We start from the raw sequence: 13,309 nt of genomic DNA, 5'->3' as shown, positions 1-13,309 counted from the left end.
TCGGATGACCGCCACCGTTCGCGTCACCGCTCCCGCCAAAATCAATCTTCATCTTGAGGTGCTCGGTCAGCGCTCGGATGGGTTTCATGAATTGGCGATGGTGATGCAAAGCATCGACCTCGCTGATCAACTGGACTGTTCGAACAGCGCTGATGGCTTGATTCAACTGAGCTGTGATCAGCCTGGACTCAGTTGCGGCAGCGACAATCTGGTGATGCGTGCCGCCGAACTGCTCCGGCAGCGGTCTGGTTTCAATGAGCTTGGCGCTCACCTGCATCTGCGCAAACGGATCCCCATTGGCGCTGGTCTTGCCGGAGGTTCGAGTGATGGTGCTGCAGCTCTTCTGGCGCTCAATACGCTCTGGGGGCTCGGACACACCGAGGACTCTTTACGAGCCATGGCCGCTGAACTTGGCTCCGATATGCCGTTTTGTCTTGCCGGTGGGATTCAGCTCTGCTTCGGTCGAGGCGAATGTCTGGAATCCGTCCCGGCTGCAGCGCAGTCTTTAGGGGTGGTGCTGGTGAAAGATCCCAGCGTCAGTGTTTCGACGCCCTGGGCCTATGGCGAGTGTCGTCGTCTCAAGGGCGACCACTATTTAAGTGGTGAAAAGGCTTTTGCACAACGGCGGCAGGATCTGCGTGCAGCGTCGTGGTTGAACCCCCTGCGAGCGGCTGAGCCACCGCCGCTTCGCAATGATTTGCAGGATGTTGTGGCACCTCAAACAGCCTCAGTGCAAACGTCACTGCGTTTGCTCCAAAATCTTCCCGGCCAACTGAGAACAGCGATGAGTGGTTCCGGCCCTAGCTGCTTCGCCCTATTCCCAAATCGCTTGGATGCTGATCAGGCTCTGAATGCAGCGCGTGATTCCTTCGTTGAGGCCGGTTTGGATGCATGGAGTTGTTCATTCGTGGCTCATGGCGCCAAGCTGATGCCATGACCAGCAATGACAGCCAAACGCCAGAGGCACCTTCAGAACGCAAGAAGGGGCCAATCAGTTTCCTTTCGGGCTCGTTGACAAGCTTGATGTTGAGCTGGCTCAGCCTGGGTCTAAGCAAAGGGATGGTGGCCTATTTCGCAAAGCATCCATCAACGTCCAGTTCTGCCATCGCTCAAAGCATCACCTCAGCGCTAAAGACGCTGTTTACCGGCATGTGTTTCCTGGCCACATTCAGCTTTGCTTTTATTGGTGTTGGCCTGTTTTTGGTGTTTCTTCGCAGTCTTTTCACAGGCAAAGAAGCTGATGCTGTCTAGCCTCAGATCACTGTCCTGAACTGCTATAGGCAGTTATTGGTAATGACTCCCCACGATCTTGGTCAGCTGATCCTGCTGCTTTCTCCGGGGTTGCTTCTCTCGGTGCTCTTGCTCACGACGTTTGCTGCAGGGGGCTGATTTTTTCGTTGCTGAGATAGCTTGGCCACTCACGCCGGCTTGGCCGGGATTGCAGAAAAGCCGTGGCAGGGACTCTTCTCTTCAACGCACTTCGTGAGGCCATCGACGAGGAGATGGCCCGAGACCCCCACGTTTGCGTGATGGGTGAAGACGTCGGTCAATACGGCGGCTCTTACAAGGTCACAAAGGACCTTTACGAGAAATACGGTGAGTTGCGTGTGCTCGACACGCCAATTGCTGAAAACAGTTTCACGGGCATGGCTGTTGGTGCAGCCATGACAGGCCTGAGGCCAATCGTGGAAGGCATGAACATGGGCTTCCTACTTTTGGCGTTCAATCAGATCTCCAACAACATGGGGATGCTGCGTTACACAAGTGGCGGCAATTTCACGATTCCCACAGTGGTGCGTGGACCAGGCGGTGTGGGCCGTCAGCTGGGAGCAGAACATAGTCAGCGCCTTGAGGCCTATTTCCATGCCGTCCCTGGCATCAAGATTGTGGCTTGCAGCACGCCTACCAATGCCAAGGGGCTGATGAAGGCTGCGATCCGCGACAACAACCCTGTGCTCTTCTTTGAGCACGTGTTGCTCTACAACCTCACAGAAGAATTGCCAGATGGTGATTACATCTGTGCTTTAGATCAAGCCGATCTAGTGCAAGAAGGCAGCGACGTCACGATCCTGACTTACTCACGCATGCGCCACCATTGCTTGAAAGCGGTGGAGCAGCTGGAAGCGGATGGCATCAGTGTTGAGTTGATCGACCTGATCAGTCTTAAGCCGTTCGATATGGCAACAATTGCCAAATCGATCCGGAAGACCCATCGCGTGATCGTGGTGGAGGAGTGCATGAAAACAGGCGGAATCGGTGCTGAATTGATTGCCCTGATCACGGAGCACTGCTTCGACGATCTCGATGCCCGGCCAATTCGCTTGTCCAGCCAGGACATTCCCACGCCGTACAACGGCAATCTTGAAAATCTGACGATTATCCAGCCCCATCAAATCGTGGAAACGGCCCAGGCCATCGTGCGCAAGGGGCTCTGATTCATGGCCCGTCAACAAGGGTGGTTCGCCCTCATCCTCGCTCTGGCCATCGCTGCCGGATCTGTCCTTATCAGTCCCGGTTTTCCTCTAGAGCTTGGCTTAGATCTCCGTGGTGGGAGTCAACTCACTTTGGAAGTGCAGCCCTCCGGTGAAATCACCAAAGTGAAACCCGAGCAGCTGGAAGCCGTGAAGGCCGTGCTGGATCGCCGCGTCAACGGCTTGGGTGTGGCCGAGTCGACTCTCCAAACCGTTGGAGACAATCAATTGGTTTTACAACTTCCTGGAGAAACTGATCCCACCCGAGCAGCTGAAGTTCTTGGAAGTACAGCGTTGCTTGAGTTCAGAGCGCAGAAACCTGGCACTGATGAGGAATTGCGTGGATTGATGCAGTTAAGAGCTCAATTGGAAAGCGTGCTGGAGTTGAACAAAAGCAAGGACAACTCTGATTCAGGCGATCAAAACGATGGCCCCTCCCCTGAGCAGTTAGCCAAGGCCCAAAAAGAGTTGGGTCTTGAAGGAACTGCTGATTCTGAACAAGAGCAGCTGGAACAACTCCTGGCTCGTGCCAACGAAGAAATTGTGGATCGGTTCGAGCCGGCGGGCCTCACCGGTAAGGATCTCGTCACTGCTGGGCGTCAACAGCAGCAAAACGGCAGTAGCTGGGAAGTGACGCTCACTTTCAATCGAGAGGGTGGTGACAAATTTGCAGAGCTCACCCGCTCAATCGCAGGCACCGGGCGTCTGCTCGGAATCGTGCTTGATGGGTCCTCAATTAGCGAAGCGGGCGTGGGTGAGCAGTTCAAAGCCGCTGGCATTACAGGAGGCTCCGCTGTTATCACTGGAAACTTCACCGCAGAAGAGGCTCGCGACCTAGAAGTCAAAATTCGCGGAGGTTCCCTCCCTTTGCCGGTAGAAATCCTTGAGGTGCGCACGATTGGACCCAGTCTTGGCGCTGAAAATGTGCGTCGCAGCCTGATCGCCGCACTTGCGGGTTTGGTGTTGGTCGCCATTTTCATGCTGCTCGTTTATCGACTTGCAGGTGTCGTGGCTGTGCTGGCACTCAGTCTTTACGCCCTGTTCAACCTGGCGGCCTATGAGCTGATCGGAGTGACCCTTACATTGCCTGGAACGGCCGGATTCATCCTCAGTATTGGTATGGCAGTGGATGCCAACGTGTTGATCTTTGAGCGCATCAAAGACGAATTACGTCGAGGCAACACCTTGATCCGATCGATCGAAACAGGCTTCTCTCAAGCTTTCTCCTCGATCGTTGATGGTCACATCACCACGCTGATTAGTTGCGCTGCGCTGTTTTTCCTCGGGACGGGCTTGGTGAAAGGTTTTGCAGCAACGCTTGGAATCGGTGTTCTGCTCAGTTTGTTCACGGCACTGACCTGCACGCGCACGCTCTTGCGCTTCTTGATGAGCTACCAATCGCTGCGCCGTCCAACCAATTTTCTGCCCGCAAGGCAGCTGCCTTCCTCCGCTGTTTGAGCCATGGCTGTGTCCTCCCCAACTGGTCAAGAACGCCCTTTGCGTTTTCCTCTGAGTCGACAACGGCGCAAGGTTTGGTTGATCTCCGTGATTGTGCTGTCGCTCAGCGCGCTGGGTTTGGTGCTGAGCTGGACGAATCCTCAGATTCGTTCCCCCTTAAGGCCTGGACTCGATTTCACAGGTGGAACCAAAATCCAGCTCGAGCGCTTGTGCAAAGACAATTGCCAAGACATCAGGGCCATCGATATCCAGCAGACGCTTGGAAGCCTCACGTTGCCTGCTGAAGGTCGTGATCAAGACGCCAACACCCTGCCTAATCTCGCTTCGGCTCGGGTGCAGTTGCTCGACCGAGGTGAATCGGTTGTCTTGCGCATGCCCGCTTTAACCGCCTCACAGGGGCAGGCCGTGATCGAGGCTGTTGAGCCCATCGCTGGTCCCTTTGAAGTGGGTGGCCAATCGGTTGACACGATTGGCCCCAGTCTTGGTGGTCAGTTGCTGCGCAGCAGCTTGATCTCGTTGCTGGTGGCGTTTGCCGGCATCGCTCTTTACATCAGCATTCGTTACGACGGTCGTTATGCCGTTCTTGCCCTCGTGGCCTTAGGCCATGACGTGTTGATCGTTTGTGGAGTCTTCGCCTGGCTTGGACTGATCAGCGGTTTGGAAGTCGACAGTTTGTTTGCCGTTTCACTCCTCACCATCGCCGGCTACTCCGTGAATGACACCGTGGTGGTGTTTGATCGCATCCGCGAACGACAACGTGAAGACGGTGACCTGCCCCTGGATGCTCAGGTGGATCGTGCCGTTTCCGCGACTCTCACCCGCACGATCTACACCAGTGGCACCACCCTGTTACCCCTTTTGGGTCTGATTCTGTTTGGTGGGTCCACCTTGTTTTGGTTTGCGGTGGCGCTTGCGATTGGCGTGATTGTGGGCAGCTGGTCGAGCATTGCTCTTGCCCCTTCCCTTCTCAGTATTTGGCCAAGACAAGGCACGGCAGGTGCGTGATTTGGCCATCACACCCAGCTCTCCATCCCAACGCTGGGTTCCCCTGCTGTTGGGCGTTCTCGCTCTGTTGGATCTACGGGTGGAGCTTCAGCTTCTGGTGGATCACATCACGCTGACCAGCCTGATTTTTGCGATTCGGCACCATCTCCTTGCAGTGGTGGTCATCCTTCTTCTTCCCTCCATGTGGCGTCACTACGGACCTGGGCGTCGGTCTGAGCCCTGACTCCTAAGTTGGATGTCCGCCTCGAATGCATGATGTCGCTCGATCTCGACGCCAAGAAAACCCTTCTTAGAAAAATTCCCCATGGCTTGTTCATCTGTGGGGTTGCAGAAGGGGATCAAGTCAACGGGTTCACCGCTAGTTGGGTGACTCAGGGATCGTTCGATCCACCCCTCGTGGTGATGGCTGTTCGTGCTGATAGCACCAGCAACGGCATGATTCAACGCACGCGCCGCTTCTCCCTCAATGTGTTGGCAGCCGATCAGAAGGATTTAGCTGCTGTGTTTTTCAAGCCCCAGCAAGCGGTTGGCGGACGCTTTGATGCCGCACCTTTTACAACGGGCGAGCTGGGTTTACCGATCCTGAAGGATGCTCTGGGTGCCGTGGAGTGTGAGCTCGTGGGGGAACTTGCCCATGGTGATCACACCGTGTTTCTTGGTCAAGTGAAATCAGCGGTTCTCCACCGTGATGCTGCTGCTCTCGAGCTCAGCAGCACGGGATGGCAATACGGGGGATAACTCCCAGCGATCCATGATCTGCCTGATCACAACTTGCTGCATGATCACTTGAAGCACCACGACCAGCGGTAACGCGAGCAGGACGCCTGGCAGCCCGAGCAGGGCTCCCAGACTGAGCTGGGCGGTCAGTGCCACCGTTGGCAAGAGATTCACCGTCCGGCTCAGCAGCACAGGCGTTACGACAAAAGCTTCTAGGTTTTGCAGTGCAAGTCGCAAGACCAGCACCTGCACCATCAGGGTTGGGGAGATCAGCAGGGCAATCCCCATCGGCACAAGGGTCGCGGCTGTAGGCCCAATCGTGGGGACAAAGGTGAGCAAGCCACACACCAGGCCGCTGAGCAGGGCCAAAGGCACACCAAGAACGGCGAGCCCTGTCCAGGTGAGGACAAACACCGCGGTCGCTGAAATGGTCATGCCGGCAAGCCATCCACCGAGAGCTTCACGGCAGCGATCCAGCAATTCCGTGACCTGAGCCCGTGCAGGGCGTGGACTCACGGCGATCAGCATCTGCCGATGAGAATTGGGATCCAGCGCGAGCAGAATCGCCAGCAGACTCATTAGGAGCACTTGAATCAAGCCGTTGGCCGCACCACCGGCATAACCAAGTAGCTGTGCCCCAACGGGCTGAATCCCTGTCCAGCTCAGCGATTCAGAGGGACTGATGTTGAGGTCTGCCAGGCTTGGTTGCGTGGCGATGATCGACTTGATTTTGTCGATCAAATTGGGCAATAGCGCAGTGAGTTGTTCGAATTGACCCAGCAGTTCAGGTAGGAGAAGTTGAACCACCAAGGTTCCACCGAGGAACAGGGTCACCAGAACCAGCAACAGCGCAACGGGCCGTTTGAGCCTGAAGCGTTGCATCAACTTCTGAATCGGAACGTCGAGGGTTACGGCCAATACGATGGCTCCGAACAGAATCAGCAGCACCCAGCGCAGCTGCCATAGCAGCAGGGTGAGCAGAATGGATGTGAGGGCAATCAGCAGGGTGCGTGCGTTCATGAGGCCAGTTTTTGCTTCTTCCAGGGGTCAAGAAGATCGTGAACGACGACTTCGCGGATGAGCACCTGCAAGACAACCGCCAAGGGCAGAGCGAGCAACAAGCCAAGCGGACCGAACAGAACGGTGAATACAAATTGAGCAGCAAGGGTGAGTCCTGGAAGCAAATTGACCTGGCGCTGCATCACCGAAGGCGTGATGACGTAGCTCTCAAGGTTTTGAATCACGATGTAGAGCCCCAAGACAGCCAATGCTTTCCAAGGAGCATCGAGGAGAGCAACGGACATCGGAAAAATCGTGCTCAGCGTGGGACCCACATTGGGAATCACGTTGAGCAATCCCGCAAGCAATGCATTGGCCATCACGAGCTTCACTCCCAAGAGTGAAAGCCCGATGCCCGCCAAAACAGCGACGCAAACCGAACTGATCAACACGCCGATCATCCAGCTGCTGAGGGCATCGCCGCACATGTTGAGGATGACGCGAGCTCGTCTTCGATAGAAGGACGGCAACATCTGAATGCCAACGTTCTTGTACGAATGGGGTTGGACCGCCACCATCAAGGTGACGGCAACGACGAAGAGAAGCTGCAGCAGACCACTGCCAACATTGCCTGCCAAGCCAAGAAGGCTGAGAAATCCTCCAGTCACGCCTGAGGCAATCGCAGGCCCGCCTGGACTATCCGCCAAACCTTTGGGAAAGAGTAGTTCGCTCCAATTACTAGAACTCCCACTGCCGTAAACCATTGAGCTCACCGATGAAAAAGCCTGCAAAAGCAGTTCTTTCAAGGCTTTTGCCGCCGATGGCAGCTGAAGAATTAATTGTTGAAACTGGCTCGTAAAGGGCGGCACGATCACGGTTAAGCCAACCGCCACCATCACCACGAGCCCGAAAACACAGGCCAAAAGAGCCAGAGGCCTGGGAATATTCCAGCGTTGACGCAGGGCTCCAACAAGGGTGCACAGCGCCATTGCCAAAACAATGGCCGCGAATAAGTGGATTAGGACTTCACGCAGACTCCAAAGCAGCAGACCTGTTGCCAGAACGGCGCAAAGTCCTAGCCAGTGTTGAAGCTTCACCCGTTTGCGTTGTCACTCTCTGCAGCTTCGCCTGAATCCTGGGAATAACCAAGACCTGAGGAATCGGCATATCTCTGAGCAAAGCGCATGAAACGCTCAAAATCCTGCTCACTCTTCCAGGTGTAGGTGGCTTCCAAGGCGCTTGCTTTGCCGTTCACAAACTTGCCATTGACCTCTCGCGTGACGAGCGTGCCCTCTTCGTCGAGCATGAACATGCCTGTGATCGCTTCCATGACTTCAGGAGCCAGGGCCTCGGGTTGTTCAAAGACGAAGATCGCTTGTCCAGTACGTCCGTCACGACTGCGTGTCACGCGGATATCAGGAACAACGGGCTCATCCACACCACGAAGGAACTGGATCACTGCCTTGCTTCCGTCTGCCATGAATGCTGCTCCAGTACCTAAGCGGGATCTTAAGGGGCATCGATCGGTAGAACGCGCCCGGTGTTCAGCAGTTCGATTGCCGCATCCTGTGGATTGCGGCCACTGAGATCAAGATTGGACGTTTCTCGGGCTTGTTTCAGCTCGTGGTCGTAGCAGCGGTCGTAGTAGTCGAGCATTGCGCTGCAAGCATCGTGCCAGCGCTGATCTTTGATTGCCTCTAGGGCTGCCTGAGTTCTTTGTGGGCCGAGCCTGCGCTGGATGCGTTCTGTGGCCTGTTGCAGCTGATCGGAGTCTTGGCAGCCGTACACCTCCACGAGCTGATCGATGCGCTCTTCCAGAGTGCGGCGAATTTCGAGGACCGGTGCCTGTTGCATCTGTTCGAACAGTGCTTTTGGAATGCGACAGCAGCCCACCGAAGAGCTCTCGGCTTCCAGCCAAATTTGTGGGGCTTGTCGTTTCCGATAGCCATCTAAGGCTTCAGCAAGTTTGTTTTCGTAATGCTCACTGCTGGGCTGGTTGGGTTGACCAAGACCACCGAAGCTGCTTCCACGGTGATGAGCTAAACCCTCCAAATCCACCACAGCCACATTTAAAGCTTGCAAAGCGATCAGGAGATCTGTCTTTCCCGTGCCCGTTCTTCCGCCAAGTAGCTGGACGGGCCACCGGCGTTCAAATTGCTCGAGTACCCAGCGGCGATACACCTTGTATCCGCCTTCGAGCACAAGGGTGGGATGGTCTTTGAGAGCGGCAAGCCAGGCCATGCTGTTGGAGCGCATTCCTCCACGCCAGCAGTACAGCCGAAGCGGCTGGTCGGGGCCTCCTGCTGCTTTTGTAAGCGCTTTGGAAAGATCGACAAGGGCTGGACCGGTAAAGCTCAGACCCAGCTCTATGGCTTGTTTCCGGCCCTTTTGCTTGTAGGTGCGACCCACGACGGCTCTCTGTTCATCGTCAAATAGCGGGATGTTGATCGCGCCTGGCCAATGGCCCTGTTCAAATTCCGATGGAGTGCGCACATCAACCAACGTTCCACTCGCTGTCCGAAACTGATCGATACCGCTCACGTTTGTGGATCCCATCCCTGACATAGTGGGACAACGCCGAGCCAGTTAGAGCCGGTAGTTCGTCATGCTTTCTGGTCTTTCTTCTTCCTCCGATCTCAGCGTCGACCAGCTCCTAGAGAAATTCTCCAGTGGCTCGTTACGACAAAAACGCTCCTTGATCCCAGCAGTCGAGAAAGCGGCTGATCAGTTTGCTGCCATGGGTGCGGCTGCGCTGGCCTCCTTCGATCGAGAAGGAGACGACTGGGCTGCGGGTTGGATTTTGCAGACCCTGCATCGCCATCAACCCTCGGCCCTGAGCTCTCTTCTTGATGCTTCAGGGGGATGGTTTGTCACCGGTTCGGAATCCGATCTCGACTACTCACCTCTTCAGCAGGCTCTTCTCGAAGAACGTTTTGAAGAGGCTGATCGCCTTACGAGTGCCTTTCTTCGCCAGCTTGCCGGTGAGCAGGCTGAACTGCGAGGTTATGTCTACTTCAGCGAAGTGTTATCCATGAGAGGTCTGGATCTCGTCACGCTGGATCGTCTCTGGATCGCTTACTCCCAAGGTCGATTTGGTTTCACAGTGCAGGCCCGTTTGCTGGCCACTCTCAATGGTCGTTACGACAAGCTTTGGCCTCGGATTGGCTGGAAAAAAGAAGGAGTCTGGACGCGTTATCCGAAGGCTTTTGATTGGTCCTTGAAGGCTCCAGAGGGCCATATGCCTCTGGTCAACCAGCTTCGAGGCATTCGACTGATCGATGCATTGCTCAACCATCCGTCCCTGGTTGCTCGTCAATGAGTTGCTGCCCTGTGGCATAGATCAGATCAAGGGGTATGGTCAAAACAGAGTGCTTCGGTCCTGATGTCATCACGGCTTGGATCGACTTCAGGGTCGTTCGGTTTCAACCTCACCCCCTCGTTCCCACGAACGCGCTGGGCTGATTTCATTCTTCCTTCAACGCTCCAACTCTCTCCGTTGTTGGAGTTGCTTCTCGACCCCGTTGATTGTGTTGAGACAACGGGTCGACTTCAGCTCGGTCTTCAGGAAGCGCTTGTTAACGCTGTTCGTCATGGGAACTCAGGCGATCCCAAAAAGTGTTTACGTGTGCGTCGGATTCTCACCCCTCAATGGATGATTTGGCAGATCCAGGATGAGGGTGAAGGGATTCCCTCCGATGCCCGTTTCGGCGAACTTCCTGAGTGCATCGAAGCGAATCAAGGCCGTGGGCTGTTTTTGATTTATCAGTGTTTTGATGATGTGCGCTGGAGTCGCCGCGGGAATCGTGTCCAGTTGGCAAGCCGCAGGCCCGACTCTCGAGTGGCGTCCCTCAACGGTGCGGACAGCCAGGATCTTTCAGTTCCCGTCTGATCCAGCGGAGTGCTTGCTCTGTGAGTTCCTCAACATCGTGACGCTCTCCACCCTGGATGAGTTGCGACAGAGCAGCAGCCATCAGTTCAGCGCTTCGACGGTCGGCATCGGTCTTCAAACGATGCCAGTCACGATCGCCAAGACTCAAGCATTGATGAAGGTCTTTAGCGAGTTCAGGTGCAGCTTCTGGCCAGCGCGATTCAGCCGTTGACATTGTCTTTGGACGATCGAGTGCCTTTATCCTGATGGTTCACGTCAGATGTTGTGACGTGCATCGTGAACGCTCTCATGGCATCAGGCTCCCGTCGCAAAAAGTTGCGTCCAATACACGCCCTGGCCACTTTGATTCATGTTCAGCCAAGAGGTTGGGAGGGCAACGATGTTCGCTCTAGAAGACGATTACAACGCCGGAAGCTTCTTCAACAACTCGTTGAAGGTCAGAATGAATTTAATTGGATTTTTAAACCAAAATCAGCCCCAATTTTTTGGCGTTCGCTGCGTTGGGGCGGTCCCGGAATTTTGATTGGATTTGTGTTGGTGAAACTATCTACCTGAGGCGATAACAACACAGCCTTGAATTAACAAACGAGAGACTTGTGATGCACAATCACAAGCGAATCAGGCACGGTAGTCGTCGTTTCAGGGGAATCATGCGATTCACAGGAATGAGCTGGAACGGCTTGACCTTTTAACCAAGATTGATGCAGTGCGTGGCGCCGCTTGTCTTCTTGGAGAACGAGTCGATCGGCAGCATCCTGAGGTGTTTCGCCATGCAAGAGGGCTGTACGGATACAGATTCCAAAACCATTCGCCTCCACCTGCACTTTTCCTTCCATAAGGACCAACTGGAATGTCCAGCCTTGAAGCCAGCGGACATGAAAGGGGTTGATCATCAAAGCCCTCGGCAAGGGTTCCTGCACCTTATGGGGCGCTAGTCGACATCACCGCAGGTATGTCAGGGAATCACTTCAAGGCTTGTTGGCCGTCCAAACCCTCACCATGAAATGAGATTCAGCTGAAATCCCTGTGAAGCCAGCATGACTGAGGCGTGATTCGATGTCATCTGAAATGAAATCTCGGTAGAAGGGCTCATGAAAGATCCGGCGGAAGTTATCCATCGCAACGCTGTACTGCGGTGAATCTTTGAGTTGAATCGAATCGGCAAGAACAAGAACTCCACCGGGCTCTAGCAATCGATAGGCATCATTGAGAACAGCCTGACGCGCTTCAGCTGGAAGCTCATGCATCAGGAACACGCAGGTCACGGCCTGCATGCTTTCATCACCAAAAGGCATGGATTCACCATTGCCTTGCAGCAGTTGCACAAGGCTGTCGCTTCCTTTGTTCAGCCATCGATTGGCTTGACGCAAATAGGACTCAGAGAGATCAAGCCCAAACAGTGAGGCTTTCGGGAGAGCAGCTCGGATCTGGTGGAGCGTCCGACCTGTTCCTGTCGCGACATCAAGGATGCGAAGGCTGGCTTCAGGGCGATCACTAAAGCGCTTCAAGCCACGTTTCAAGGGAGCGATCAGCCTCCGGCGCATCGAGTCTGCGGAGCCGTTGAACAAAATGTCGACTTGTAGGTCGTAGAGCTCAGCAGAGTGGTCACTGAGATAACCATCAGTTTGATGATGGAAATTTTGTAAGTAGTAGTCGGGATACAGCTCTTTATCGTGTGTTTCAGGGATGTCTTGGACGTTTCGAGATCTTCGCCTGGCCCAATTTGAGGGAAGGTCAAGCCAAACGCGTGGGTAACGTTCGGCCCACTCCAGCCAAGGAATATCGAATAGCAGGGATTTGGGATAGAGCCCTTGTTCAGACTCCTGCCAATCGATGTCCTGAAGAGCGCTTAATGAGCGCCGGAGCTCGTTCAACAACGCGTCGGGAACAGGCTCTGTGCTTGGCACAACATCGGGTGCCAACAGCTCCATGGCTTTGGTGCTCAGCTCCTTATGAACAAGTCCTGCCAGGCCCCGGCCCTGCTGGATGGTGCGGTAAGCAATTTCAGTCAGGCTCGACGCCATTGGCCTGTTGTCCTATCGATACGCCTATTTCAATCGATGAGCCCATCCAATCGGGGATGCAAAGCAGGTCTTTCAGGAAAGAAATGTGAAGCAGATGCAAATTTCGTATCAACCGCTACAGAATAATGGCATCGAAACGAGGCCTTGCACCATGAAAGCCGTTCTTCGTTCCCTTCCGGTTGGCTACAGCGGCAATGTGCTGGAGCGTCGCCAGAAGTCTGCTGCTGAATTTCTTGCCTGGGCCGATCATCACGCCCATGAGCAAAGGCTGAGCCAATCCAGCCACGTCCAGCTTGAGGGACATCCAGATCTTCTTGATTCCAAGAGCGCACTTGCTCAACAGCGCGTTTGGGCGAACCGCCATGCCCATGAAAGGCATCTGCATGAGAGTGCGATGGCTCACCTGCGCCATGGCTGAGTCCAAGGAATCAAAAGCAGAGCCAGCATTGATTTCGGTTGAGTGACTACGCCCGAATCAGCATTGACAATGACGTTGTCTCAGACATCTTGATCTTGCCATTTTTTAACTTTATTAGAGCAAGATCAAGTTGATGATTTGGAGTAGGCATACGGTTTATATATTGACTGAAGAATATGGATCGCTTAAGCATAAAAATCCTGCCAAAGGCAGAGTTTATAAATTGTTCTTGTTCTTGTTGCCTTGTTTCCACTCCGTGAAGAGGCTCTTCTCATCTCTGAAGCTTGCCTTGAAAATTGTGCAAGATAAGGACTTGAGTCTTTAGTGA

The 13,309-nt window shown here is 54.5% G+C and carries 17 protein-coding genes; 10 read left to right on the top strand and 7 right to left on the bottom strand.

Annotation, left to right across the window (positions count from 1 at the left end):
- Positions 1–4: 4 nt before the first annotated feature.
- The 7 genes from ispE (at position 5) to SynMVIR181_RS07250 (ending at position 5,672) form a co-directional block, all read left to right on the top strand.
- Positions 5–937 (top strand): 4-(cytidine 5'-diphospho)-2-C-methyl-D-erythritol kinase, encoded by a 933-nt coding sequence (gene ispE / locus SynMVIR181_RS07280; protein WP_186588779.1) that lies wholly within the window; start codon positions 5–7, stop codon positions 935–937.
- Positions 934–1,251, top strand: coding sequence for a DUF3082 domain-containing protein (locus SynMVIR181_RS07275; protein WP_186522931.1), 318 nt, complete (start codon positions 934–936; stop codon positions 1,249–1,251). Before ispE ends, SynMVIR181_RS07275 begins: the two co-directional genes overlap by 4 nt.
- Positions 1,252–1,451: 200 nt before the next feature.
- On the top strand, positions 1,452–2,435 hold the full coding sequence (locus SynMVIR181_RS07270) for a pyruvate dehydrogenase complex E1 component subunit beta (protein WP_186588778.1): 984 nt from the start codon (positions 1,452–1,454) through the stop codon (positions 2,433–2,435).
- 3 nt (positions 2,436–2,438) lie between these two features.
- On the top strand, positions 2,439–3,929 hold the full coding sequence (secD, locus tag SynMVIR181_RS07265; protein ID WP_186522929.1) for a protein translocase subunit SecD: 1,491 nt from the start codon (positions 2,439–2,441) through the stop codon (positions 3,927–3,929).
- Between the two features lie 3 nt (positions 3,930–3,932).
- Positions 3,933–4,934 (top strand): protein translocase subunit SecF, encoded by a 1,002-nt coding sequence (gene secF / locus SynMVIR181_RS07260; protein WP_186588777.1) that lies wholly within the window; start codon positions 3,933–3,935, stop codon positions 4,932–4,934.
- The gene (locus SynMVIR181_RS07255) at positions 4,927–5,157 is read left to right on the top strand and encodes a hypothetical protein (RefSeq protein ID WP_255444196.1); all 231 of its coding nucleotides are present in this window, start codon (positions 4,927–4,929) and stop codon (positions 5,155–5,157) included. Before secF ends, SynMVIR181_RS07255 begins: the two co-directional genes overlap by 8 nt.
- Before the next feature lie 32 nt (positions 5,158–5,189).
- On the top strand, positions 5,190–5,672 hold the full coding sequence (locus tag SynMVIR181_RS07250; RefSeq protein ID WP_186522926.1) for a flavin reductase family protein: 483 nt from the start codon (positions 5,190–5,192) through the stop codon (positions 5,670–5,672).
- Here the strand turns inward: SynMVIR181_RS07250 and SynMVIR181_RS07245 are convergent.
- The 4 genes from SynMVIR181_RS07245 to mnmH are packed head-to-tail and all read right to left on the bottom strand — an operon-like array spanning position 5,604 to position 9,215.
- On the bottom strand, positions 5,604–6,671 hold the full coding sequence (locus SynMVIR181_RS07245; protein WP_186588776.1) for an AI-2E family transporter: 1,068 nt from the start codon (positions 6,669–6,671) through the stop codon (positions 5,604–5,606). The genes SynMVIR181_RS07250 and SynMVIR181_RS07245 overlap by 69 nt on opposite strands.
- Positions 6,668–7,747 (bottom strand): AI-2E family transporter, encoded by a 1,080-nt coding sequence (locus SynMVIR181_RS07240; RefSeq protein WP_186588775.1) that lies wholly within the window; start codon positions 7,745–7,747, stop codon positions 6,668–6,670. Before SynMVIR181_RS07240 ends, SynMVIR181_RS07245 begins: the two co-directional genes overlap by 4 nt.
- The gene (psb28, locus tag SynMVIR181_RS07235) at positions 7,744–8,130 is read right to left on the bottom strand and encodes a photosystem II reaction center protein Psb28 (RefSeq protein WP_186522920.1); all 387 of its coding nucleotides are present in this window, start codon (positions 8,128–8,130) and stop codon (positions 7,744–7,746) included. The genes SynMVIR181_RS07240 and psb28 overlap by 4 nt, the downstream gene beginning before the upstream one ends.
- 29 nt (positions 8,131–8,159) lie before the next feature.
- On the bottom strand, positions 8,160–9,215 hold the full coding sequence (gene mnmH / locus SynMVIR181_RS07230; protein WP_186522918.1) for a tRNA 2-selenouridine(34) synthase MnmH: 1,056 nt from the start codon (positions 9,213–9,215) through the stop codon (positions 8,160–8,162).
- A 40-nt stretch (positions 9,216–9,255) separates the two neighbouring features.
- On the opposite strand from mnmH, the gene SynMVIR181_RS07225 reads away from it, so the two are divergent.
- Complete coding sequence (locus SynMVIR181_RS07225; RefSeq protein WP_186588774.1) at positions 9,256–9,969, top strand: GUN4 domain-containing protein; 714 nt, start codon at positions 9,256–9,258, stop codon at positions 9,967–9,969.
- Positions 9,970–10,032: 63 nt separating this feature from the next.
- Positions 10,033–10,539, top strand: coding sequence for an ATP-binding protein (locus tag SynMVIR181_RS07220; RefSeq protein WP_186588773.1), 507 nt, complete (start codon positions 10,033–10,035; stop codon positions 10,537–10,539).
- On the opposite strand, the gene SynMVIR181_RS07215 is transcribed toward SynMVIR181_RS07220, so the two are convergent.
- From SynMVIR181_RS07215 to SynMVIR181_RS07205, 3 genes are all read right to left on the bottom strand, one after another.
- Positions 10,499–10,753, bottom strand: coding sequence for a DUF6439 family protein (locus SynMVIR181_RS07215; protein ID WP_186522912.1), 255 nt, complete (start codon positions 10,751–10,753; stop codon positions 10,499–10,501). The two genes, SynMVIR181_RS07220 and SynMVIR181_RS07215, sit on opposite strands and share 41 nt — an antisense overlap.
- Before the next feature lie 364 nt (positions 10,754–11,117).
- Positions 11,118–11,432, bottom strand: a complete 315-nt coding sequence (locus SynMVIR181_RS07210; RefSeq protein WP_186588772.1) for a copper-binding protein — start codon at positions 11,430–11,432, stop codon at positions 11,118–11,120.
- Positions 11,433–11,507: 75 nt separating this feature from the next.
- Positions 11,508–12,563 carry a class I SAM-dependent methyltransferase gene (locus SynMVIR181_RS07205; RefSeq protein ID WP_186588771.1) on the bottom strand — a complete coding sequence of 352 codons (1,056 nt, stop codon included), beginning with the start codon at positions 12,561–12,563 and terminating at the stop codon, positions 11,508–11,510.
- A gap of 151 nt (positions 12,564–12,714) precedes the next feature.
- Between SynMVIR181_RS07205 and SynMVIR181_RS07200 the strand changes: the two genes are divergently transcribed.
- Complete coding sequence (locus SynMVIR181_RS07200) at positions 12,715–12,981, top strand: hypothetical protein (RefSeq protein ID WP_186588770.1); 267 nt, start codon at positions 12,715–12,717, stop codon at positions 12,979–12,981.
- Positions 12,982–13,309 lie beyond the last annotated feature (328 nt).

This window comes from Synechococcus sp. MVIR-18-1 (assembly GCF_014279835.1).
In the GTDB taxonomy this organism is placed as follows: Bacteria; Cyanobacteriota; Cyanobacteriia; order PCC-6307; family Cyanobiaceae; genus Synechococcus_C.
The sequence above is the reverse complement of the archived record's forward strand: the minus strand, read 5'-3'. Positions and strand labels throughout refer to the sequence as shown.